This window comes from Enterobacter sp. 2VL, from assembly GCF_005503595.1.
Lineage (GTDB): Bacteria > Pseudomonadota > Gammaproteobacteria > Enterobacterales > Enterobacteriaceae > Enterobacter > Enterobacter cancerogenus.
This window is the reverse complement of the sequence record NZ_SCNE01000010.1, coordinates 111,780-135,499: the sequence shown is the minus strand read 5'-3', so window position 1 is coordinate 135,499 and position 23,720 is coordinate 111,780. Positions and strand designations below refer to the sequence as shown.

19 protein-coding genes are annotated in these 23,720 nt (G+C 58.0%); 16 read left to right on the top strand and 3 right to left on the bottom strand.

The genetic code is table 11. The features are described 5' to 3' along the window. Positions 1-162 precede the first annotated feature (162 nt). Genes ugpA through ugpQ form a run of 4 tightly spaced genes read left to right on the top strand, consistent with a single transcriptional unit; the run spans position 163 to position 3,710 of the window. Entirely contained in the window at positions 163-1,050 is an 888-nt protein-coding gene (gene ugpA, locus FFS28_RS19305) for a sn-glycerol-3-phosphate ABC transporter permease UgpA (protein WP_137903733.1), read from the top strand. Next, a complete protein-coding gene (ugpE, locus tag FFS28_RS19300; protein ID WP_101738428.1) occupies positions 1,047-1,892 on the top strand; it encodes a sn-glycerol-3-phosphate ABC transporter permease UgpE in 846 nt (281 codons plus the stop codon). The genes ugpA and ugpE overlap by 4 nt, the downstream gene beginning before the upstream one ends. Position 1,893: 1 nt before the next feature. Next, positions 1,894-2,964 (top strand): sn-glycerol-3-phosphate import ATP-binding protein UgpC, encoded by a 1,071-nt coding sequence (locus FFS28_RS19295; protein ID WP_137903732.1) that lies wholly within the window; start codon positions 1,894-1,896, stop codon positions 2,962-2,964. After that, entirely contained in the window at positions 2,961-3,710 is a 750-nt protein-coding gene (ugpQ, locus tag FFS28_RS19290; protein ID WP_137903731.1) for a glycerophosphodiester phosphodiesterase, read from the top strand. Before FFS28_RS19295 ends, ugpQ begins: the two co-directional genes overlap by 4 nt. On the opposite strand, the gene FFS28_RS19285 is transcribed toward ugpQ, so the two are convergent. After that, entirely contained in the window at positions 3,691-4,071 is a 381-nt protein-coding gene (locus FFS28_RS19285; RefSeq protein ID WP_137903730.1) for a DUF2756 family protein, read from the bottom strand. The two genes, ugpQ and FFS28_RS19285, sit on opposite strands and share 20 nt — an antisense overlap. Before the next feature lie 123 nt (positions 4,072-4,194). Here FFS28_RS19285 and ggt point away from each other — a divergent pair, with 123 nt between their 5' ends. Continuing rightward, entirely contained in the window at positions 4,195-5,940 is a 1,746-nt protein-coding gene (ggt, locus tag FFS28_RS19280) for a gamma-glutamyltransferase (RefSeq protein ID WP_212743979.1), read from the top strand. Between the two features lie 87 nt (positions 5,941-6,027). Here ggt and yhhY read toward each other — a convergent pair whose 3' ends face one another. Continuing rightward, entirely contained in the window at positions 6,028-6,516 is a 489-nt protein-coding gene (gene yhhY / locus FFS28_RS19275; RefSeq protein WP_137903729.1) for an N-acetyltransferase, read from the bottom strand. Positions 6,517-6,825: 309 nt separating this feature from the next. Here yhhY and FFS28_RS19270 point away from each other — a divergent pair, with 309 nt between their 5' ends. The 5 genes from FFS28_RS19270 to gntU all read left to right on the top strand — a co-directional run bounded on the left by FFS28_RS19270 (position 6,826) and on the right by gntU (position 11,767). After that, positions 6,826-7,863, top strand: a complete 1,038-nt coding sequence (locus tag FFS28_RS19270) for an oxidoreductase (RefSeq protein WP_137903728.1) — start codon at positions 6,826-6,828, stop codon at positions 7,861-7,863. 123 nt (positions 7,864-7,986) lie between these two features. Next, a complete protein-coding gene (locus FFS28_RS19265) occupies positions 7,987-8,682 on the top strand; it encodes a pirin family protein (RefSeq protein WP_137903727.1) in 696 nt (231 codons plus the stop codon). 91 nt (positions 8,683-8,773) lie between these two features. Next, positions 8,774-9,769 (top strand): gluconate operon transcriptional repressor GntR, encoded by a 996-nt coding sequence (gntR, locus tag FFS28_RS19260; protein ID WP_006177920.1) that lies wholly within the window; start codon positions 8,774-8,776, stop codon positions 9,767-9,769. A gap of 126 nt (positions 9,770-9,895) precedes the next feature. Then, entirely contained in the window at positions 9,896-10,423 is a 528-nt protein-coding gene (gntK, locus tag FFS28_RS19255; RefSeq protein ID WP_137903726.1) for a gluconokinase, read from the top strand. Positions 10,424-10,426: 3 nt separating this feature from the next. Then, positions 10,427-11,767, top strand: a complete 1,341-nt coding sequence (gntU, locus tag FFS28_RS19250; protein WP_137903725.1) for a gluconate transporter — start codon at positions 10,427-10,429, stop codon at positions 11,765-11,767. 384 nt (positions 11,768-12,151) lie between these two features. On the opposite strand, the gene yhgN is transcribed toward gntU, so the two are convergent. Then, positions 12,152-12,745 carry an NAAT family transporter YhgN gene (gene yhgN / locus FFS28_RS19245; RefSeq protein WP_101738424.1) on the bottom strand — a complete coding sequence of 198 codons (594 nt, stop codon included), beginning with the start codon at positions 12,743-12,745 and terminating at the stop codon, positions 12,152-12,154. A gap of 178 nt (positions 12,746-12,923) precedes the next feature. Here yhgN and asd point away from each other — a divergent pair, with 178 nt between their 5' ends. The 6 genes from asd (at position 12,924) to glgP (ending at position 23,636) form a co-directional block, all read left to right on the top strand. Continuing rightward, positions 12,924-14,027 (top strand): aspartate-semialdehyde dehydrogenase, encoded by a 1,104-nt coding sequence (gene asd / locus FFS28_RS19240; RefSeq protein WP_137903724.1) that lies wholly within the window; start codon positions 12,924-12,926, stop codon positions 14,025-14,027. 241 nt (positions 14,028-14,268) lie between these two features. Then, positions 14,269-16,455, top strand: coding sequence for a 1,4-alpha-glucan branching enzyme (gene glgB / locus FFS28_RS19235; protein ID WP_042321641.1), 2,187 nt, complete (start codon positions 14,269-14,271; stop codon positions 16,453-16,455). Further along, entirely contained in the window at positions 16,452-18,449 is a 1,998-nt protein-coding gene (gene glgX, locus FFS28_RS19230) for a glycogen debranching protein GlgX (RefSeq protein WP_137903723.1), read from the top strand. Before glgB ends, glgX begins: the two co-directional genes overlap by 4 nt. Next, positions 18,442-19,737: a glucose-1-phosphate adenylyltransferase gene (glgC, locus tag FFS28_RS19225; RefSeq protein WP_137903722.1), complete on the top strand. Its 1,296-nt coding sequence runs from the start codon at positions 18,442-18,444 to the stop codon at positions 19,735-19,737. Before glgX ends, glgC begins: the two co-directional genes overlap by 8 nt. Next, on the top strand, positions 19,737-21,170 hold the full coding sequence (glgA, locus tag FFS28_RS19220; protein ID WP_137903721.1) for a glycogen synthase GlgA: 1,434 nt from the start codon (positions 19,737-19,739) through the stop codon (positions 21,168-21,170). Before glgC ends, glgA begins: the two co-directional genes overlap by 1 nt. An 18-nt stretch (positions 21,171-21,188) precedes the next feature. After that, positions 21,189-23,636: a glycogen phosphorylase gene (gene glgP / locus FFS28_RS19215; protein WP_137903720.1), complete on the top strand. Its 2,448-nt coding sequence runs from the start codon at positions 21,189-21,191 to the stop codon at positions 23,634-23,636. Positions 23,637-23,720: the final 84 nt, after the last annotated feature.

Genomic DNA, 23,720 nt, shown 5'->3' with positions numbered 1-23,720 from the left:
TATCTCTCGCATCCCAGGGCATAAGCGACTCCATAAACGGGTTCTTATGCCTTAGTTGTAAGTGTCTACCATGTCCCCGAACAAGTGTTCACGATGTCCCCGGACCGTACACCTATGGGGAGAGGGCTAGGGTGAGGGGTGAAAAACTACCTGAGCTAACCTATGTCCTCATCCCGTCCGGTGTTCCGCTCCCGCTGGCTGCCCTATCTGCTGGTCGCGCCGCAGCTGATCATCACCTTTATCTTCTTTATCTGGCCTGCGGGCGAAGCGCTGTGGTACTCGGTGCAAAGCGTCGACCCGTTCGGGCTGTCCAGCCAGTTTGTCGGGCTGGACAACTTTACCGCGCTGCTTCACGACAGCTATTACCTCGACTCTTTCTGGACGACGATGAAGTTCAGCGCGCTGGTCACGGTCAGCGGGCTGGTCGCCTCGCTGTTCTTCGCCGCGCTGGTGGATTACGTGGTGCGCGGCAGTCGCCTGTATCAAACCTTGATGCTGCTGCCCTACGCCGTCGCGCCTGCCGTGGCTGCCGTGCTGTGGATCTTCCTGTTTAATCCCGGGCGCGGGCTGATTACCCACTTCCTGGCGGAGTTCGGCTATGACTGGAACCACGCGCAGAACAGCGGTCAGGCGATGTTCCTGGTGGTCTTCGCCTCGGTGTGGAAGCAGATCAGCTACAACTTCCTGTTCTTCTTCGCCGCGCTACAGTCCATTCCGCGCTCGCTGGTGGAGGCTGCGGCAATCGACGGCGCTGGCCCGGTTCGCCGCTTCTTTACGCTTTCGCTGCCGCTGATCGCCCCGGTGAGTTTCTTCCTGCTGGTGGTCAACCTGGTCTACGCCTTCTTCGACACCTTCCCGGTGATCGACGCTGCCACAGCAGGCGGCCCGGTGCAGGCCACCACCACGCTTATCTACAAAATCTACCGTGAGGGCTTTGCCGGTCTGGATCTTTCGGCCTCTGCCGCCCAGTCGGTGGTGCTGATGTTCCTCGTTATCCTCCTCACGGTGGTGCAGTTCCGCTATGTCGAAAGTAAGGTGCGCTACCAATGATTGAGAACCGTCGCGGGCTGACGATTTTCAGCCATACCATGCTGATTTTAGGGATCATCGTCATCCTGTTCCCGCTGTACGTGGCCTTTGTCGCCGCCACGCTGGACACCAAAGCGGTGTTCGACACGCCGATGACGCTGATCCCTGGCGGGCATCTTTTCGAGAACATGAAAACCATCTGGACCCAGGGCGTGGGTGCCAATAGCGCGCCGTTCTGGCTGATGATGCTCAACAGCTTCATCATGGCGTTTGGCATTACGGTGGGCAAAATCACCGTGTCAATGCTCTCGGCCTTCGCCATCGTTTGGTTCCGTTTTCCGCTGCGTAACCTGTTCTTCTGGATGATCTTCATCACCCTGATGCTGCCGGTAGAGGTGCGTATCTTCCCGACGGTGGAAGTGATCGCCAACCTCAACATGCTGGACAGCTACGCGGGCTTAACCCTGCCGCTGATGGCCTCGGCGACCGCCACTTTCCTGTTCCGCCAGTTCTTTATGACCCTGCCGGACGAGCTGATTGAAGCGGCGCGTATCGACGGTGCCTCGCCGATGCGCTTTTTCCGCGACATCGTGCTGCCGCTGTCCAAAACCAACCTCGCGGCGCTGTTCGTGATCACCTTTATCTACGGCTGGAACCAGTACCTGTGGCCGCTGCTGATAATCCAGGACGTCAGCCTCGGCACCGCCGTGGCGGGTATCAAAGGCATGATCGCCACCGGCGAAGGCACCACCCTCTGGAACCAGGTGATGGCGGCGATGCTGCTCACCTTAATCCCCCCGGTCGTAATCGTTTTAGCCATGCAGCGCGCGTTTGTGCGTGGCTTAGTAGACAGTGAGAAATAAGATGGCAGGACTTAAACTTCAGGCAGTTTCCAAAAGCTGGGATAACAAAACCCAGGTCATTCAACCGCTGACCCTCGATGTGGCGGACGGGGAGTTTATCGTGATGGTCGGCCCCTCCGGCTGCGGTAAATCGACGTTGCTGCGCATGGTGGCGGGGCTTGAGCGCGTGACCTCCGGCGATATCTGGATCGACCGCCAGCGCGTGACCGAGAAGGAGCCGAAGGACAGAGGCATCGCGATGGTGTTTCAGAACTACGCGCTCTATCCGCACATGAGCGTGGAAGAGAACATGGCCTGGGGGCTGAAAATTCGCGGCATGGGCAAAGGCCACATCGCGGAGCGCGTGAGAGAGGCGGCGCGCATTCTGGAGCTGGACGGCCTGCTGAAACGCCGCCCGCGCGAGCTGTCCGGCGGCCAGCGTCAGCGCGTGGCGATGGGGCGCGCCATCGTGCGCGATCCGGCGGTGTTCCTGTTTGATGAACCGCTCTCCAATCTCGACGCTAAACTGCGCGTGCAGATGCGCCTGGAGCTGCAGCAGCTCCATCGCCGCCTGAAAACCACCTCTTTGTACGTGACCCACGATCAGGTCGAGGCGATGACCCTCGCCCAGCGCGTGATGGTGATGAACAAAGGCGTTGCCGAGCAAATTGGCACTCCGGTGGAGGTCTATGAAAAGCCCGCCACCCGCTTTGTGGCGAGCTTTATCGGCAGCCCGGCGATGAACCTGCTGGACGGGCGCATCAGCAGTGCGGGAACCCACTTCGAGCTGGACAGCGGGATGGCATTGCCAGTCAACTGGTACTATCGTGGCTACGCCGGGCGTAAAATGACGCTCGGTATCCGCCCGGAGCACATTGGGTTAAGCTCTCAGGCGGAGGGTGGCGTGCCGCTGGTCATGGACACGCTGGAGATGCTGGGCGCCGACAACCTGGCGCACGGACGCTGGGGCGAGCAAAAGCTGGTGGTGCGTCTTGCACATCAGGAGCGCCCGAAAGCAGGCTGCACGCTGTGGCTGCATCTGCCGGAAAATCACCTGCACATATTTGACGGTGAAACAGGACAACGTATATGAGTAACTGGCCTTATCCCCACATCGTCGCCCACCGTGGCGGCGGCAAACTGGCACCCGAAAACACCCTGGCGGCCATCGACACCGGCGCGCGTTTCGGCCATACGATGATCGAGTTTGACGCCAAACTGTCGAAAGACGGCGAAATCTTCCTGCTGCACGATGACAACCTCGAGCGCACCAGCAACGGCTGGGGCGTGGCGGGCGATCTGCCGTGGCAAGACCTGCTGAAGGTAGACGCCGGAAGCTGGTTCAGCAGCGACTTCAGGGGGGAACCGCTACCGCGCCTGGCGGACGTGGCGGACCGCTGCCGGACGCACAGGATGATGGCTAACATCGAAATCAAACCGACCACCGGCACCGGGCCGCTAACAGGCAAAGCGATCGCCCTGGCCGCGCGTGAGCTATGGGAAGGGATGACCGCGCCGCTGCTGTCGTCATTTGATATCGACGCGCTTGAGGCTGCCCAGGCCGCCGTGCCGGAGCTGCCGCGCGGCCTGCTGCTGGATACGTGGCGTAACGACTGGCGTAAGCTCACCACCCGTCTCGGCTGCGTGTCAATTCATCTCAATCACAGGCTGCTGAATGAGGCGCGGGTCAGAGAGCTGAAACAGGCCGGTCTGCATATCCTGGTCTACACCGTCAACACGCCCCAGCGTGCAGCCGAACTGCTGCGCTGGGGCGTGGACAGCATCTGCACCGATGCGATCGACCGGATAGGCCCGAACTTTAGTTCTGCGAATTATTAAGCATACTGCCGTTCGACTGCGGCGTCAGCATGTGCTGCTGGCCGCTGCTCTGGTTATTTCCCCCGCCCAACATGCCGCCGCTGTTGTTTTGCAGCGGCTGCTCGCGTACCTGGCCCTGCTGAATCCGCTGGGTATTGGTATTCATCTGGTTTTGCAGATTTTGCTGCTGCATCTGGGTCTGGGTACGCAGCTGCTGATTGAGCATCCCTTTTTGCTGCTGCTGTTGGCTCATCATTTCCGTCTGCATACGCTGCTGGCTTGGAATAACGTAGCCCTGCTGGTTCGGGTTGTTCAGGGTATTCAGTGGCTGTGCGAGCGCGGCGAATGGCAGTAGCGCTGTCAGAATCAGTAAGCGTTTCATGGTTGTCTCCTCCTTTTGAGGCTTCTCTTAAGTTTACTCTGATTCCGCCAGAACGATGATTTTTTAAGAGTTGTGAACCAGGCTTAAGCGGGGAATATGGACCCCTTCACCTGGAGAACAATAATGATGAAACCAACGTTTTTGCGCTGGGTAGCGATCGCTGCGCTGATGGCTGGCGGCACGTTTAGCGTGGCGGCCAACCCACCGGCGGCTCCGCCCGTCTCCTATGGCGTTGAGGAAGATGTTTTTCATCCCGTGCGGGCAACCCACGGCATGGTGGCTTCCGTGGATGCGCTGGCGACGCAGGTGGGCGTCGATATTCTCAAGCAGGGCGGTAACGCGGTGGATGCGGCGGTTGCGGTGGGCTACGCGCTGGCGGTGACGCATCCGCAGGCGGGCAACCTGGGCGGCGGCGGGTTTATGATGCTGCGCACGAAAGACGGCAAAACCACCGCTATCGACTTCCGTGAAATGGCCCCGAATCAGGCCTCCCGGGATATGTTCCTCGACGAGCAGGGTAACCCGGACGGTAAAAAGTCCCTGACCTCGCACCTGGCAACCGGCACGCCCGGCACCGTGGCGGGCTTTTCGCTGGCGCTGGAAAAATACGGCACGCTGCCGCTGAACAAAGTCGTGCAGCCTGCGATTGCGCTGGCGCGCGACGGCTTTGAGGTAAACGACGCCCTGGCCGACGATCTCAAAACCTACGGCAGCGAAGTGATCCCCCATCACGAAAACAGCAAAGCCATCTTCTGGAAGGACGGCGAGCCGTTGAAGAAGGGCGACAAACTGGTGCAGACGAACCTCGCAAAAAGCCTGGAGCTGATTGCGGAAAACGGCCCGGATGCCTTCTACAAAGGGGCGATTGCCGACCAGATAGCCGACGAGATGCAAAAGAACGGTGGGCTTATCACCAAAGCGGACCTGGCGGAGTATAAAGCGGTTGAACGCGAGCCGATTAGCGGCACCTATCGCGGCTATGAGGTCTTCTCCATGCCGCCGCCGTCCTCCGGCGGTATTCACATCGTGCAGATCCTCAACATTCTTGAAAACTTCGATATGCACAAGTTCGGCTTCGGCAGCGCAGATGCCATGCAGGTGATGGCCGAGGCGGAAAAACGCGCCTACGCCGACCGCTCGGAATACCTCGGCGATCCGGACTTTGTGAAGGTGCCGTGGCAGGCGCTGACCAACAAAGCTTATGCCAAATCCATTGCCGATGAGATCGACATTAACAGGGCTAAACCGTCGAGCGAAATCCGCCCCGGCAAGCTGGCCCCGTATGAAAGCAATCAGACTACCCACTTCTCGGTGGTGGATAAAGACGGTAACGCCGTGGCGGTGACCTACACGCTTAACACCACGTTCGGCACCGGCATTGTGGCGGGGAACAGCGGCATATTGCTGAACAACGAAATGGATGACTTCTCTGCCAAACCGGGCGTGCCGAACGTCTACGGGCTGGTGGGCGGCGATGCCAACGCCGTCGGGCCGAAGAAGCGTCCGCTGTCGTCTATGTCACCGACCATCGTGGTGAAAGACGGCAAAACCTGGCTGGTGACTGGTAGCCCGGGCGGGAGCCGTATTATCACCACCGTGCTGCAGATGGTGGTCAACAGCATCGATTTTGGGATGAACGTCGCCGAAGCAACCAATGCGCCGCGTTTCCATCATCAGTGGCTGCCGGACGAGCTGCGCGTTGAGAAGGGCTTTAGCCCGGACACTCTCAAACTGCTGGAACAACGCGGGCAGAAGGTGGCGGTAAAAGAGGCGATGGGCAGTACGCAAAGCATTATGGTCGGGCCGGACGGCGTGCTGTTCGGCGCATCGGACCCGCGGTCGGTGGATGATTTGACGGCGGGGTATTGATTGTGTTGCCCGGTGGCGCTGCGCTTACCGGGCCTACAACGGCACGAACGTAGGCCGGGTAAGGCGAAGCCGCCACCCGGCAACACGCTACTTCATCCGCGCCATATAATACGCATCCACATACTCGCCGTTGCGCAGGGCGAATTTCTTCCCGGTCCCTTCGATTTCAAACCCGAAACGCTGATACAGCGCGATGGCGGCCGCGTTATCCGCAAAAACCGTGAGCTCGATGCGTTCAACGCGCAGCCAGTTGTCGCACAGGTCGATCATCTCGCGCATAAGCGCACTCCCGACGCCTCGCCGCTGAGCATGAGCCGCAACGCTTATGCCAAAGGATGCCACATGGCTGCGTCGCGGGTTGGGTTCCACATGCACCGCCAGGTCACCGACAATCTTCTCATCAATGCAGGCAACCAGACGCTTTAGACCGGGTTTAGGATTAAGGCGTTCCTGCCACATCTCGAGGGAAGGATGGGGGAGCTGTAGCGTACCGTGATACACCTCAGGATGCATATAGTTCTGGCGCAGGGCTTCGGCATCTTTTGGTTCAGCGTGGCGTATCACTATCTCACTCATTCCTTGTTCCTCAGGGGGGTTAAAAGTCCCTTCCAACATCAATGACTTTAAAATTTGAGTCAATCGCTATTTTTTGCAAAAAGTGTTGGACAAGTGCGAATGAGAATGATTATTATTGCTCTGCATTCAGGAAGACCGCTACGGGAACCTGAAAGCACGACATTGCTCACATTGCTTCCAGTATTACTTTAGCCAGCGTCTCGCTGGCTTTTTTTTGTCTTTTTCCCACTCTCCCCGTGGGAGAGGGCTGGGGTGAGGGCAAAACTTGCGCTATGGTTGCACTCAATAACCTTCCAAAAGGACTGAGCCATGACACTACATTGCGCATTTATTGGATTTGGAAAAAGCACCACTCGCTATCACCTTCCGTATGTTCTCAATCGTAAAGACACCTGGCACGTGGCGCACATCTATCGCCGCAGCGCGAAGCCGGAAGAGCAGTCGCCCCAGTATTCCCACATTCATTTCACCAGCGATCTTGATGAGGTGTTAACGGATCCGCAGGTCCAACTGGTGATCGTCTGTACCCATGCCGACAGCCATTTCGACTACGCGAAACGCGCGCTGGAGGCGGGCAAAAACGTGCTGGTGGAAAAACCCTTCACCCCGACGATCGCACAAGCGAAAGAACTGTTCGCGCTGGCGAAAAGCAAAGAGCTGACCGTCACGCCGTATCAAAACCGCCGCTTTGACAGCTGCTTCCTCAACGCCAAAAAAGCGATTGAAAGCGGCAAGCTCGGCGAGATTGTCGAAATCGAAAGTCACTTTGACTACTACCGCCCGGTTGCGGAAACCAAACCCGGCCTGCCGCAGGATGGCTCTTTCTATGGCCTGGGCGTGCACACAATGGACCAGGTAATCTCCCTGTTTGGTCGCCCGGATCACGTGGCTTATGACATCCGCAGCCTGCGCAATAAAGCCAACCCGGATGACACCTTTGAAGCGCAGCTGTTCTTTGGCGATCTCAAGGCCATCGTCAAAACCAGCCATCTGGTGAAAATCGACTACCCGAAATTTATCGTTCATGGCACCAAAGGCTCGTTTATCAAATACGGTATTGACCAGCAGGAGACCAGCCTGAAGGCCAATATCATGCCGGGTGAGGCGGGCTTTGCGGCGGATGATTCCGTGGGCGTGCTCGAGTACGTCAACGACGACGGCGTGACGGTTCGGGAAGAGTGGGCCCCGGAATCAGGCGACTATGGCCGCGTCTACGATGCGCTGTATGACACTCTCACAAACGGCGCGCCGAATTACGTCAAGGAATCTGACGTACTCACGAACCTGGAGATCCTGGAACGCGCCTTTGAGCAGGCATCACCTGCCACGGTAACCCTCGCGAAATAAGCCGAAAAGCCTCCTCTGGACTCGTTCAAATATTTTGTACAAAGGAGTCAATTTTCACCCTCTATGATCCCAGACCGTTTGCGTCCACACTTACTCCATCGAAACGAACTGAGGGTGAAAACAATGATCTACTTACGCAAAGCAAACGAACGTGGTCACGCGAATCATGGCTGGCTGGACTCATGGCATTCATTCTCGTTTGCCGACTATTACGACCCGAATTTCATGGGCTTCTCGGCACTGCGCGTGATCAACGACGACGTGATTGACGCAGGCCAGGGCTTCGGTACCCACCCGCATAAAGACATGGAAATCCTGACCTATGTGCTCGAAGGTGCCGTAGCGCACAAAGACAGCATGGGTAACGAAGAGCAGGTTCCGGCTGGTGAGTTCCAGATAATGAGTGCGGGTACCGGTGTGCGTCACTCGGAATACAACCCGAGCAAAACGGAAAAACTGCACCTGTATCAAATCTGGATCATTCCAGAAGAAACCGGCATCACGCCGCGCTACGAGCAGCGCCGCTTCGACGCTAAACAGGGCAAACAGCTGGTGCTCTCTCCGGATGCGCGTGAAGGTTCCCTGAAGGTGCACCAGGATATGGAACTGTACCGCTGGGCGTTGGCGAAAGACGAGCAGTCCGTCCATCAGATTGCCGCTAACCGCCGCGTGTGGATCCAGGTGGTGAAAGGTGACGTCACCATTAACGGCACCAAAGCGACAACGGCGGATGGCCTGGCCGTCTGGGATGAGCAGGCGATCTCCGTTCACGCCGACGGCGAAAGCGAAATTCTGCTTTTCGACCTGCCGCCAGTATAAATAATTTCTCAACCTTCCCTTTAATCGGGGAAGGTTGAGCTTTGTCCGTGATAAACTGAGAAAATCTCTCACTTCAAGATTTCTCAGGACGATGAAAAAGAAACGCCCCGTACTTCAGGATGTCGCCGATCGCGTTGGTGTGACCAAAATGACGGTCAGCCGTTTTCTACGTAACCCGGAACAGGTTTCCGTGGCGTTGCGTGGCAAGATTGCCGCTGCCCTTGATGAACTGGGTTATATCCCCAACCGCGCACCCGATATTCTCTCCAATGCTACCAGCCGTGCGGTGGGTGTCCTGCTTCCTTCCCTGACCAACCAGGTCTTTGCCGAAGTGCTGCGCGGTATCGAAAGCGTAACCGATGCGTTCGGTTATCAGACCATGCTCGCCCACTATGGGTACAAGCCTGAACTGGAAGAAGAACGTCTTGAATCGATGCTTTCCTGGAACATCGACGGCCTGATTTTAACGGAACGTACTCACACCCCGCGGACCCTCAAAATGATTGAAGTGGCCGGTATTCCGGTGGTGGAGCTGATGGACAGCCAGTCGCCGTGTCTCGACATTGCCGTCGGCTTTGATAACTTCGAAGCGGCTCGCCAGATGACCGCCGCCATCATTGCGCGCGGACATCGCCACGTGGCGTACCTGGGGGCGCGTCTGGATGAACGTACTATCATCAAACAGAAGGGATACGAGCAGGCGATGCTCGACGCCGGTTTAACCCCGTACAGCGTGATGGTGGAGCAGTCGTCCTCCTACACCTCGGGCATTGAGCTGATGCGTCAGGCGCGACGCGAGTATCCGCAACTGGACGGTATATTCTGCACCAACGATGACCTTGCGGTTGGGGCGGCGTTCGAGTGTCAGCGTCTGGGCCTTTCCATCCCGCGTGATATGGCGATTGCCGGTTTCCACGGCCACGATATCGGGCAGGTGATGGAGCCGCGTCTGGCCAGCGTCCTGACGCCGCGTGAGCGCATGGGCCGCATTGGTGCAGAACGCCTGCTGGCGCGCATTCGTGGCGAGGTGGTTACCCCTAAAATGTTAGATTTAGGTTTCACCTTGTCACCGGGTGGATCTATTTAAGCTGACAAATTTGAAGTAGCTCACACTTATTTACTTCGCGCACGTTTGGATATTGCTTCTCTAAAGTCCCGGCAGGACAATGTTACCGATAACTGTTACCCGTAACAATTGACTGAGGGACACCCTTTGAGCACGACTAATCATGATCACCACGTTTACGTCCTGATGGGCGTTTCCGGTAGCGGTAAATCAGCCGTGGCCAGCGAAGTGGCGCATCAACTCCATGCGGCGTTTCTTGATGGCGACTTCCTCCATCCGCGCAGCAACATCATGAAAATGGCCTCAGGCGAGCCGCTGAACGACGACGATCGCAAGCCGTGGCTGCAGGCACTGAACGACGCCGCTTTTGCCATGCAGCGCACCAACAAAGTGTCTTTAATTGTCTGCTCCGCCCTGAAAAAAACCTATCGTGACCTGCTGCGTGACGGCAACCCGAACCTTTCGTTTATCTATCTGAAGGGCGATTTCGACGTGATTGAAAGCCGTCTGAAGGCGCGTAAAGGCCACTTCTTTAAAACCCAGATGCTGGTAACGCAGTTCGAGACGTTGCAGGAGCCGGGTGCGGACGAGCAGGACGTATTGGTGGTTGATATCGATCAACCGCTTGACGGTGTTGTCGCCAGCACCATCGAGGTTATTACTAAAAGGCAGTAAGTTTTGAGTACATTAACGCTTGTTTTGACAGCCGTAGGCTCGGTATTGCTGCTGCTGTTTTTGGTGATGAAGGCGCGTATGCACGCCTTTGTTGCTTTGATGGTGGTGTCTATTGGCGCCGGTCTCTTTTCCGGTATGCCGCTCGATAAAATCGCCGCGACGATGGAAAAAGGGATGGGCGGCACGCTGGGCTTCCTGGCGATTGTGGTGGCGCTGGGCGCGATGTTCGGCAAGATTTTGCACGAGACGGGCGCGGTCGACCAGATTGCCGTCAAAATGCTGAAATCCTTCGGTCACAGCCGCGCGCACTATGCGATTGGCCTGGCGGGCCTGATTTGCGCGCTGCCGCTGTTCTTTGAGGTAGCCGTTGTGCTGCTGATAAGCGTAGCGTTCTCGATGGCGCGCCACACCGGCACTAACCTCGTGAAGCTGGTCATTCCGCTGTTTGCGGGCGTGGCGGCAGCGGCGGCGTTTCTGCTCCCGGGGCCTGCGCCAATGCTGCTGGCTTCCCAGATGCACGCCGACTTCGGCTGGATGATCCTGATCGGCCTGTGCGCGGCCATCCCGGGGATGATTATCGCCGGGCCGCTGTGGGGTAACTTCATCAGCCGCTACGTTGAGCTGCACATTCCGGATGACATCACCGAGCCGCACCTTGGCGAAGGCAAAATGCCGTCCTTCGGCTTCAGCCTGTCGCTGATCCTGCTCCCGCTGGTGCTGGTTGGCCTGAAAACCATCGCCGCACGTTTCGTGCCGGAAGGCTCTACCTCCTACGAGTGGTTTGAGTTTATCGGTCACCCCTTCACCGCGATCCTGGTAGCGTGTCTGGTGGCAATTTACGGTCTGGCGATGCGTCAGGGCATGCCGAAAGACAGGGTGATGGAGATCTGCAGCGCGGCGCTGCAACCTGCGGGGATTATCCTGCTGGTGATCGGCGCAGGCGGGGTGTTCAAGCAGGTGCTGGTGGATTCCGGCGTCGGCCCGGCACTCGGCGAAGCGCTGACGGGCATGGGCCTGCCGATTGCAGTGACCTGCTTCGTGCTGGCGGCTGCGGTACGTATCATCCAGGGCTCTGCGACCGTGGCGTGCTTAACGGCGGTAGGTCTGGTGATGCCGGTGATTGAACAGCTGAACTACTCTGGCGCACAGATGGCGGCGCTCTCTATCTGTATCGCGGGCGGGTCTATCGTGGTGTCTCACGTTAACGACGCCGGCTTCTGGCTGTTCGGTAAATTTACCGGCGCGACCGAAGCGCAAACCCTCAAGACCTGGACGCTGATGGAAACCATCCTCGGCACCACGGGCGCGATTGTCGGGATGATTGCGTTTTCGTTGTTGAGCTGACGTTTGTTTTCTCCCTCTCCCTGTGGGAGAGGGCTTCAGACCGCCGAGGTCGTATTTTTGTCGGGTGGCGGCTTCGCCTTACCCGACCTACGAAACAACTGCACTGGTGCTGGTTTTCTCCCTCTCCCTGTGGGAGAGGGGCGGGGTGAGGGCATCAAGCCGCAGAGGTCGTATTTTTGTCGGGTGGCGGCTTCGCCTTACCCGACCTACAAAACAACTGCACTGGTGCTAGTTTTCTCCCTCTCCCTGTGGGAGAGGGGCGGGGTGAGGGCATCAAGCCGCAGAGGTCGTATTTTTGTCGGGTGGCGGCTTCGCCTTACCCAACCTACAAAACCCTGAATCATAGGCCGGGTAAGCGCAAGCGCCACCCGGCTTTTTTACATCCTAACCCTTCATCCACGCCCGGATCCCGTCCAGGAACATCTGTGTTGCCATCATTACCAGAATCAGCCCCATCAGACGCTCAAGGGCGTTCACCCCTTTCTCACCCAGCAGGCGCAGGAACAGCGACGACTGAAGCAGGATGATGAACGTCCCGCCCCAGGCGATCAGCAGGGCAATCACCAGGTGGCTCATCTGATTTGGATATTGATGCGACAGCAGCATCAGCGTGGCCAGAATTGTCGGTCCGGCCACCAGCGGGATGGCGAGCGGTACGATAAACGGCTCCTCACCCGCTGGCAGGCCGCTGCTGTTGCCTTCGGCGCTGGGAAAAATCATCTTAATGGCGATCAGGAACAGAATAATCCCGCCGGAAATCGAGACCGTTTCGGCGCGTAAATTCAGGAAGGCGAGGATCTTTTCTCCGGCGAACAGGAAGATAAACATCACCAGCAGCGCGATAAGCAGCTCGCGGATCATGATCGCCCGGCGACGCTTCGGCTCGGTGTGTTTCAGCACCGACATGAAGATGGGCAGGTTGCCGAGTGGATCCATAATTAAGATTAATAAAACCGCGGCGGAAATGATTTCGCTCATGGTGCGTTATCCCTGAATGTTTATATGGTTATTCTCATGATTAGCTGCTTTTCTGATTGCAGGGCTATCATCGATTAATTTCGCTTGCGACTTTGGCAGCATTTTGTAATGTGAAGCATATCCCAGTTGAATACTGGTTTGCACAAACAGCACACACCCTCAGCAGGAAATAATAGCTATGAAAAACGTTGGTTTTATCGGTTGGCGCGGTATGGTCGGCTCTGTACTCATGCAACGCATGGTGGAAGAGCGCGATTTCGACGCCATTCGCCCGGTCTTCTTCTCCACTTCCCAGCTCGGCCAGGCTGCACCGTCCTTTGGGGGTACCACAGGCACGTTGCAAGATGCTTACGATCTGGAAGCGCTGAAGGCGCTCGACATTATTGTCACGTGCCAGGGCGGCGATTATACCAACGAAATCTATCCAAAGCTGCGTGAAAGCGGCTGGCAGGGTTACTGGATTGACGCGGCCTCGTCACTGCGCATGGAAGATGACGCCATTATTATTCTCGATCCGGTTAACCAGGATGTCATTACGCGCGGCCTGAATAACGGCGTGAAAACCTTTGTCGGCGGTAACTGTACCGTCAGCCTGATGCTGATGTCCCTGGGCGGCCTGTTCGCAGAAGACCTGGTGGAGTGGGTGTCCGTGGCGACCTACCAGGCGGCCTCCGGCGGCGGTGCGCGTCATATGCGTGAACTGCTGGCGCAGATGGGCCAGCTGCATCAGCACGTCGCAGGCGAGCTGGCAGACCCGGCATCGGCCATTCTGGATATCGAGCGTAAAGTCACTCAGCTGAGCCGCAGCGGCGACCTGCCGGTTGATAACTTCGGCGTTCCGCTGGCGGGCAGCCTGATCCCGTGGATCGACAAACAGCTGGATAACGGCCAGAGCCGCGAAGAGTGGAAAGGCCAGGCCGAGACCAACAAAATCCTCAACACCGCGTCGTCGATCCCGGTCGATGGTCTGTGCGTGCGCGTTGGCGCGCTGCGCTGCCACAGCCAGGCATTCACCCTTAAACTGAAAAAAGATGTGTCCATTCCAACCGTGGAAGAACTGCTGGCCGCGCACAATCCGTGGGCGAAAGTGGTGCCAAACGATCGCGACATCACCATGCGCGAACTGACCCCGGCGGCCGTCACCGGCACGCTCACCACGCCGGTTGGCCGTCTGCGTAAGCTCAACATGGGGCCGGAGTTCCTTTCCGCGTTCACCGTGGGAGACCAGCTCTTGTGGGGCGCAGCCGAGCCGCTACGCCGCATGTTGCGCCAGTTGGCGTAATAATTTGTTAAAGACGAGGGGTGATTTTCACCCCTTTTTTTTGCGTACTACAGGGAGTAATACGCCAATGTCTTATTTTTTATCTGGAGGAACCACGTCGTTGGCTATGCTTTAAGGAAGATTTATTTCTCACCTGAGGGTAGGGCGGAGCAGAGAGGATGTGCTGCACCGTTCAAGGTCACATCAAAAGTCGTCCCGGAGCGCGTAAAAAGGGCGACATAAAAAAAACAGGATGAACACCATGTCCGATCGTATTTCGAGAGACGTGATTAATGCGCTTATTGCGGGTCATTTTGCTGACCCCTTTTCTGTGCTGGGGATGCACCGTACAGAGGCAGGACTGGAAGTCCGTGCACTGCTGCCAGACGCCACAGAAGTATGGGTGATTGAACCCAAAACCGGCCGCAAGGTGGGGAAACTGGAGTGTCTCGACTCGCGCGGTTTCTTCTCCGGGGTGATGCCCCGCCGTAAAAACCCTTTTCGCTATCAGCTTGCCGTCATCTGGCACGGCCAGCAAAACCTGATTGACGATCCCTACAGCTTTGGGCCGCTGCTCAAAGAGATGGACGCCTGGCTGCTGTCAGAAGGCACCCACCTGCGTCCGTATGAAACGCTGGGCGCGCACGCCGACACGATGGATGGCATCACCGGCACGCGGTTTGCCGTCTGGGCGCCTAACGCTCAGCGCGTCTCCGTCGTCGGGCAGTTCAACTACTGGGATGGTCGTCGCCATCCGATGCGCCTGCGCCGTGAAACGGGCATCTGGGAGCTGTTTATCCCCGGTGCGCACAACGGTCAGCTTTATAAATTTGAGTTGATCGACGCGAACGGCAAGCTGCGCATTAAAGCCGACCCGTACGCCTTCGAAGCGCAGATGCGCCCGGACACCGCCTCGATGATTTGCGGCCTGCCGGAAAAAATCGTGCAAAGCGAAGAGCGCAAGCAGGCGAACCGCTTTGATGCGCCTATATCGGTCTACGAAGTGCATCTTGGCTCCTGGCGACGCCACACCGATAACAACTTCTGGCTCAGCTACCGCGAACTGGCGGATCAGCTGGTGCCTTACGCCAAATGGATGGGCTTCACCCACCTGGAACTGCTGCCGATTAACGAGCACCCGTTCGACGGCAGCTGGGGCTACCAGCCTACCGGGCTGTATGCGCCGACCCGCCGCTTCGGCACGCGGGATGACTTCCGCTATTTCATCAATGCCGCGCACGCCGCCGGGCTGAACGTGATCCTCGACTGGGTTCCGGGCCATTTCCCGTCGGATGAATTCAGTTTGTCGGATTTCGACGGCACAAAGCTGTACGAGCACAGCGACCCGCGCGAAGGCTATCACCAGGACTGGAATACCCTTATCTACAACTATGGTCGCCGCGAAGTGACCAACTTCCTGGTGGGCAACGCCCTGTACTGGATCGAGCGTTTCGGCATTGATGCCCTGCGCGTCGATGCGGTCGCGTCGATGATCTATCGCGACTACAGCCGCAAAGAGGGCGAGTGGATCCCGAACGAATTCGGCGGGCGCGAGAACCTCGAAGCCATTGAGTTTCTGCGCAACACCAACCGCATTCTTGGCGAGCAGGTTGAAGGGGCCGTCACCATGGCGGAAGAGTCCACCGATTTTCCCGGCGTCTCCCGTCCGCCGTCGATGGGCGGCCTCGGCTTCTGGTACAAGTGGAACCTGGGCTGGATGCACGACACGCTCGACTACATGAAGCTTGACCCGATCTACCGTCAGCATCATCACGACAAACTCACCTTCGGGCTGCTCTACAACTACACCGAAAACTTCATGCTGCCCCTGTCGCACGATGAGGTCGTTCACGGCAAAAAATCGATTCTCGACCGTATGCCGGGCGACGCGTGGCAGAAGTTTGCCAACCTGCGCGCCTACTACGGCTGGCTGTTTGCCTTCCCCGGTAAAAAGCTGCTGTTCATGGGCAACGAATTTGCGCAGGGCCGCGAGTGGAACCACGACACCAGCCTGGACTGGCATCTGCTGGAGGGCGGGGATAACTGGCACCACGGCGTTCAGCGTCTGGTGCGCGATCTCAACCTGACCTACCGCCACCACAAGGCGTTGCACGAGCTGGACTTCGATCCGTACGGTTTCGAATGGCTGGTGGTGGACGACCACGAACGCTCGGTGTTCGTCTTCGTGCGCCGCGACAAGGCGGGCAACGAAATCATCGTCGCCAGCAACTTCACTCCGGTGCCGCGCGAACATTATCGCTTCGGTATTAATCAGCCGGGTAAATGGCGAGAAATCCTCAACACCGACTCGATGCACTATCACGGCAGCAACGCCGGAAACGGCGGCCTGGTGCAGAGCGATGAACATGAAAGCCACGGGCGTCCGAACTCGCTGAGCCTGACGCTGCCGCCGCTCTCCACCATCTGGCTGGTCCGGGAGGGGGAATGACGCAGCTCACGGCAGGTAAACCCGAACCGCTCGGCGCGAGCGTCGAAGGAAAGGGCGTGAATTTCACCCTCTTTTCTGCGCACGCCGAGCGGGTCGAACTCTGCCTGTTTGACGGTGAAGGTAACGAACACCGCTACGACCTGCCGTCGCGCACCGGCGATATCTGGCACGGCTATCTGGCCGGTGGACGGGCCGGTATGCACTACGGTTTTCGCGTGCATGGCCCCTGGGACCCGTCGCAGGGGCACTGGTTTAACCCGGCGAAGCTGCTGATTGACCCCTGTGCGCACCGCGTGGACGGCGAGTTTAAGGATGACCCGATATTCCACGTCGGCTATGACGAGCCCGACCATCGCGACAGCGCGCCGATCGCGCCCAAAAGCGTGGTGGTTAACGATCTCTACGACTGGGAAGACGATGCGCCGCCACGTACGCCGTGGGGCAACACCGTAATTTACGAAGCCCACGTCAAAGGCCTGACGTACCTGCATCCGTCGATCCCCAAAGAGATCCGCGGCACCTACCGCGCGCTCGCCCATCCCGAGATGATTGGCTATCTGAAGCATCTTGGGATCACTGCGCTGGAGCTGCTGCCGGTGGCGCATTTCGCCAGCGAGCCGCGCCTGCAGCGCCTTGGGCTGAGCAACTACTGGGGCTACAACCCGTTGGCGATGTTCGCGCTTGACCCGCGCTATGCCGCCGATCCGGCAAAGGCACGGGATGAATTTCGCGATGCGGTGAAAGCGCTGCATCGGGCAGGCATTGAGGTGATTCTGGACGTGGTGTTGAACCACAGCGCCGAGAGCGATCTCGACGGCCCGACGCTCTCCCTGCGCGGAATTGATAACCGTAGCTATTATTGGATCAGGGACGATGGCGATTACGAAAACTGGACCGGCTGCGGTAACACCCTGAACCTCAGCCATCCGGCGGTAATGCATTTCGCGCACGAATGCCTGAAGTACTGGGTGGAGACGTTCCACGTCGACGGTTTCCGTTTCGACCTGGCCCCTGTCATGGGGCGCACGCCGGCCTTCAGCCCGCAGGCGCCGCTGTTTGAGGCCATCGGAAACTGTCCGGTGCTCTCAACGGTGAAGCTGATTGCCGAGCCGTGGGATATCGGTGAGGGCGGCTATCAGGTTGGCAATTTCCCGCCGCTGTTTGCCGAGTGGAACGATCATTATCGCGATGCCGCACGGCGTTTCTGGCTGGAGCGAAATCTGTCGCTCGGTGAATTTGCTGGACGGTTTGCAGGTTCAGACGATCTTTTTCGTCGCGACGGCAAATTGCCCTCCGCCACCATTAACCTGGTGACGGCGCACGACGGTTTTACCCTGCGCGACTGCGTTTGTTTCAATCAGAAACACAATGAGGCAAACGGCGAAGAGAATCGCGATGGCACTAACAATAACCATAGCTTTAACCATGGTATAGAAGGATTAGGCGGTAGCCTTGACGTTATCGAGCGGCGACGCGACAGCGTTCATGCGCTGCTGACAACGCTGTTGTTGTCGCAGGGCACACCGATGCTGCTGGCGGGTGATGAACACGGTCACAGCCAGCACGGTAATAACAATGCCTACTGCCAGGACAACGCCTTAACCTGGCTTGACTGGCGTGAAGCGAATAGCGGCTTAACCCATTTTACCGCTGCGCTGATCCACCTTCGCCAGCAGATCCCCGCCCTGACCGCCGACCGCTGGTGGGAAGAGGGCGACGGGAACGTTCGCTGGCTCAATCAGAATGCGCAGCCCTTAAGCGCACAAGAGTGGCAACACGGCGCACCACGCCTGCAAATCCTGCTTTCGGATAGATGGCTTATTGCGCTGAACGCGACGGACGACGTCGCAGAGATTGTTTTACCTGACGGAGAGTGGCGCGCCATTCCCCCCTTTGCCGGAGCGGACAATCCGGTAGTTATGGCTGTCTGGCACGGGCCTGCACATGGAGTGTGCGTATTCCAAGATGATAAAAAAGGAGTTAGTCATGGTTAGATTAGAGAAGAACGATCCGTTGATGTTGGCACGCCAGCTCCCCTTAAAAACGGTTGCCCTGATACTCGCGGGTGGGCGTGGTACACGTCTCAAAGATTTGACCATCAAGCGCGCCAAACCGGCCGTTCACTTTGGTGGTAAGTTCCGTATTATCGATTTTGCGCTCTCCAACTGCCTTAACTCCGGTATCCGCCGCATTGGCGTGATCACGCAATACCAGTCCCACACCCTGGTGCAGCATATTCAGCGCGGCTGGTCTTTCTTCAGTGAAGAGATGAACGAGTTTGTCGATCTGCTTCCGGCGCAGCAGCGTGTTCACGGTGAAAACTGGTACCGCGGCACGGCGGATGCGGTCACGCAAAACCTCGATATTATCCGCCGCTACGGCGCGGAGTACATCGTGATCCTCGCCGGGGACCATATCTACAAGCAAGACTACTCCCACATGCTGATCGACCACGTCGAAAAAGGGGCGCGTTGCACCGTGGCGTGTCTGCCGGTGCCTGTTGCCGAGGCGACGGCGTTTGGCGTGATGCACGTGGATACTGACGACAAGATCATCGACTTTGTTGAAAAACCGGCGAACCCGCCGACCATGCCGGGAGACGACACCAAATCGCTCGCCAGCATGGGGATTTATATCTTTGATGCTGACTACCTCTACGAACTGCTGGAAGAAGACGACAAAGACGAAAACTCGAGCCACGACTTCGGCAAAGACATCATCCCGAAAATCACCAGGGCTGGCATGGCCTTTGCGCATCCTTTCCCGCTCTCCTGCGTGCAATCCGACCCGAATTCCGAGCCGTACTGGCGCGACGTCGGAACCTTAGAGGCGTACTGGAAAGCGAACCTGGATCTGGCTTCCGTTACGCCAGAGCTGGATATGTACGACCAAAACTGGCCGATCCGTACCCATATGGAATCCCTGCCGCCGGCGAAGTTTGTGCAGGACCGTTCCGGTAGCCACGGGATGACGCTGAACTCGCTGGTCTCTGGCGGGTGCATTATCTCCGGCTCGGTCGTGGTGCAGTCGGTGCTGTTCCCGCGCGTGCGCGTGAACTCGTTCTGTAATATCGACTCGGCGGTGCTGCTGCCGGATGTGTGGGTCGGGCGCTCATGTCGCCTGCGTCGCTGTGTTATTGACCGTGCCTGCGTTATTCCCGAAGGCATGGTGATAGGCGAAAACGCGGAAGAGGATTCACGTCGGTTCTACCGCTCAGAAGAAGGGATCGTGTTGGTCACACGCGAAATGCTGCGAAAACTGCAGATCAAACAGGAGCGATAATGCAGGTTTTACATGTCTGTTCTGAGATGTTCCCGCTGCTGAAAACCGGTGGGTTGGCAGATGTCCTTGGGGCGTTACCTGCAGCGCAGATTGCTGTGGGAACGGATGCCCGCGTGTTGTTGCCTGCCTTCCCGGATATTCGACGGGGGATCCCTGATGCTCAGGTGGTGACGCGACGCGACACCTTCGCCGGGCGCATCACGTTGCTCTTCGGTCACTACAACGGCGTCGGGATCTACATGATTGACGCCCCGCATCTGTATGACAGACCGGGTAGCCCGTATCACGACACTAACCTGTTCGCCTATACCGACAACGTACTGCGCTTTGCGCTGCTCGGCTGGGTCGGGGCGGAGATGGCGACGGGGCTGGATCCGTTCTGGCGTCCGGACGTGGTTCACGCCCACGACTGGCATGCCGGTCTCACGCCTGCATATCTGGCGGCGCGCGGTCATCCGGCGAAATCGGTGTTTACCGTCCATAACCTGGCGTATCAGGGCATGTACTATGCCCATCATATGAATGACATCGATCTGCCATGGTCGTTCTATAACATGCACGGTCTGGAGTTTAACGGGCAGATCTCCTTCCTGAAGGCGGGCGTGTACTACGCCGACCACATTACGGCGGTAAGCCCCACCTATGCCCGAGAAATCACCGAGCCGCAGTTTGGCTATGGCCTGGAAGGCTTGCTGAGCCAGCGCCACCGTGAGGGCCGTCTTTCGGGCATTCTCAACGGCGTTGATGAGAAGATCTGGAGCCCGGAAACCGACCTGCTGCTGACGTCCCGCTACAACCGCGATTCGGTGGAAGACAAGGCGGAGAACAAGCGCCAGCTGCAAATCGCGATGGGGCTGAAGGTTAACGACAAAGTGCCGCTGTTTGCGGTGGTAAGCCGCCTGACCAGCCAGAAAGGGCTGGATCTGGTGCTGGAAGCCCTACCGGGGCTGCTGGAGCAGGGCGGCCAGCTGGCGCTGCTCGGCGCGGGCGATCCGGTTCTGCAGGAGGGCTTCCTGGCCGCTGCGGCGGAACACCCCGGTCAGGTGGGCGTGCAGATTGGCTATCACGAAGCGTTCTCACACCGCATCATGGGCGGCGCGGACGTTATTCTGGTGCCGAGCCGCTTCGAGCCTTGCGGCCTGACGCAGCTTTATGGCCTGAAATACGGCACGCTGCCGCTGGTGCGGCGCACCGGCGGGCTAGCGGACACGGTTTCCGACAGCTCTCTGGAGAACCTGGCGGACGGCATCGCCAGCGGGTTTGTGTTTGAAGACAGTAATGCCTGGTCGCTGCTGCGCGCCATTCGGCGTGCGTTCGTCTTGTGGTCCCGGCCATCCCTGTGGCGCTATGTGCAACGTCAGGCGATGTCCATGGACTTTAGCTGGCACGTGGCGGCGCAGTCATACCGCGACCTTTATAAACGCTTGATGTAACGAGGCGAAGTGACAGATATGAACGCTCCTTTTAGCTACTCTTCACCGACACTCAGCGTTGAGGCGTTAAAGCACTCCATCGCCTATAAGCTGATGTTCACCATCGGGAAAGATCCGGTTATCGCCAACAAACACGAGTGGCTGAACGCCACGCTGTTTGCCGTGCGTGACCGCATGGTCGAACGCTGGCTGCGCTCCAACCGCGCTCAGCTTTCGCAGGAAACGCGGCAGGTTTACTACCTGTCGATGGAATTTTTGATTGGCCGTACCCTGTCTAACGCGCTACTGTCGCTCGGTATCTATGAAGACGTGAAAAACGCGCTCGAAGAGATGGGGCTGGACCTGGAAGAGCTGATCGACGAAGAGAACGACCCCGGCCTCGGCAACGGCGGCCTGGGGCGTCTTGCCGCCTGCTTCCTCGACTCGCTGGCGACCCTGGCGCTGCCGGGGCGCGGCTACGGCATTCGCTATGACTACGGGATGTTCAAACAGAACATCGTTGACGGGCGTCAGAAGGAGTCCCCGGACTACTGGCTGGAGTACGGCAACCCGTGGGAGTTCAAACGCCACAACACGCGCTACAAGGTGCGCTTCGGCGGACGTATTCAGCAGGAGGGTAAACGCTCCCGCTGGGTCGAAACCGAAGAGATCCTCGCCGTGGCCTATGACCAGATCATCCCCGGCTACGATACCGATGCCACCAACACGCTGCGCCTGTGGAGCGCCCAGGCGAGTAGCGAGATCAACCTCGGTAAGTTCAACCAGGGCGACTACTTCGCAGCGGTGGAAGATAAAAACCACTCCGAGAACGTGTCCCGCGTGCTCTATCCGGACGACTCAACCTACTCGGGGCGTGAGCTGCGCCTGCGTCAGGAATATTTCCTCGTTTCTTCGACGATCCAGGACATCCTCAGCCGTCACCATCAGCTGCACAAAACCTACGCCAACCTTGCGGATAAAATCGCGATTCACCTCAACGACACCCATCCGGTGCTGTCGATTCCTGAGCTGATGCGTCTGCTGATTGACGAACATAAGTTCAGCTGGGACGAGGCGTTCGAGGTGACCTGCCAGGTGTTCTCCTACACCAACCATACGCTGATGAGCGAAGCGCTGGAGACCTGGCCGGTGGATATGCTCGGTAAAATCCTGCCGCGCCATCTGCAGATCATCTTCGAGATCAACGACTACTTCCTGAAGACGTTGCAGGAGCAGTATCCGAACGACACCGGCCTGCTGAGCCGCGCGTCGATCATCGATGAGTCCAACGGTCGCCGCGTGCGCATGGCCTGGCTGGCGGTGGTGATCAGCCACAAGGTCAACGGGGTGTCCGAGCTGCACTCGAACCTGATGGTGCAGTCGCTGTTTGCTGATTTTGCCAAAATCTTCCCGACGCGCTTCTGCAACGTGACCAACGGCGTAACGCCGCGGCGCTGGCTGGCGCTGGCGAACCATCCGTTATCCGGCGTGCTGGACCAGAACATTGGCCGCACCTGGCGCACCGATTTGAGCCAGCTGAGCGAGTTAGAGCAGCACATCGATTTTCCGACGGTGAACAAAGCGGTGCGCGAAGCGAAGCTGCTGAACAAGAAGCGTCTGTCGGTCTGGCTGGCTATGCACCTGAACGTTGTGGCTAATCCGAAGGCGCTGTTCGACGTTCAAATCAAGCGTATCCATGAATACAAACGTCAGCTGATGAACGTGCTGCACGTCATCACCCACTACAACCGCATCAAGGCGGATCCTACCGCCGACTGGGTGCCGCGCGTGAAAATCTTCGCCGGTAAAGCGGCGTCGGCGTATTACATGGCGAAGCACATTATTCATCTTATCAATGATGTGGCGAAGGTGATCAACACCGATCCGGTCATTGGCGACAAGCTGAAGGTAGTCTTTATCCCCAACTACAGCGTGAGCCTGGCGCAGATGATCATTCCGGCGGCGGATCTCTCCGAGCAGATTTCCACGGCGGGAACGGAGGCTTCCGGGACCAGTAACATGAAGTTTGCCCTGAACGGTGCGCTGACCATCGGCACGCTGGACGGTGCCAACGTCGAGATGCTGGAGCATGTGGGCGCGGAGAATATCTTTATCTTCGGTAACACCACGGAAGAGGTGGAGGCGCTGCGCAGGAAGGGCTACCAGCCGCGTGAGTATTACGAGCAGGACGAGGAGCTGCGCCAGGTGCTGACGCAAATCGCGACCGGTCTCTTTAACCCTGACGAGCCGGGCCGCTACCGTGACCTCGTGGATTCGCTGATTAACTTCGGCGACCACTATCAGGTGCTGGCGGATTACCGCAGCTACGTGGATTGCCAGGATAAAGTGGACGATCTGTATCGCCAGCAGGAGAAGTGGACCAGCGCCGCGATGCATAACATCGCCAATATGGGGTATTTCTCGTCGGACAGAACCATCAAGGAGTATGCCGACACCATCTGGCATATTGATCCGGTGCGGTTGTAAAACAAAGCCGGGTGGCGGCTCCGCCTTACCCGGCCTACTCGATCCTGTAGGCCCGGTAAGCGCAGCGCCACCGGGCATTTTTTT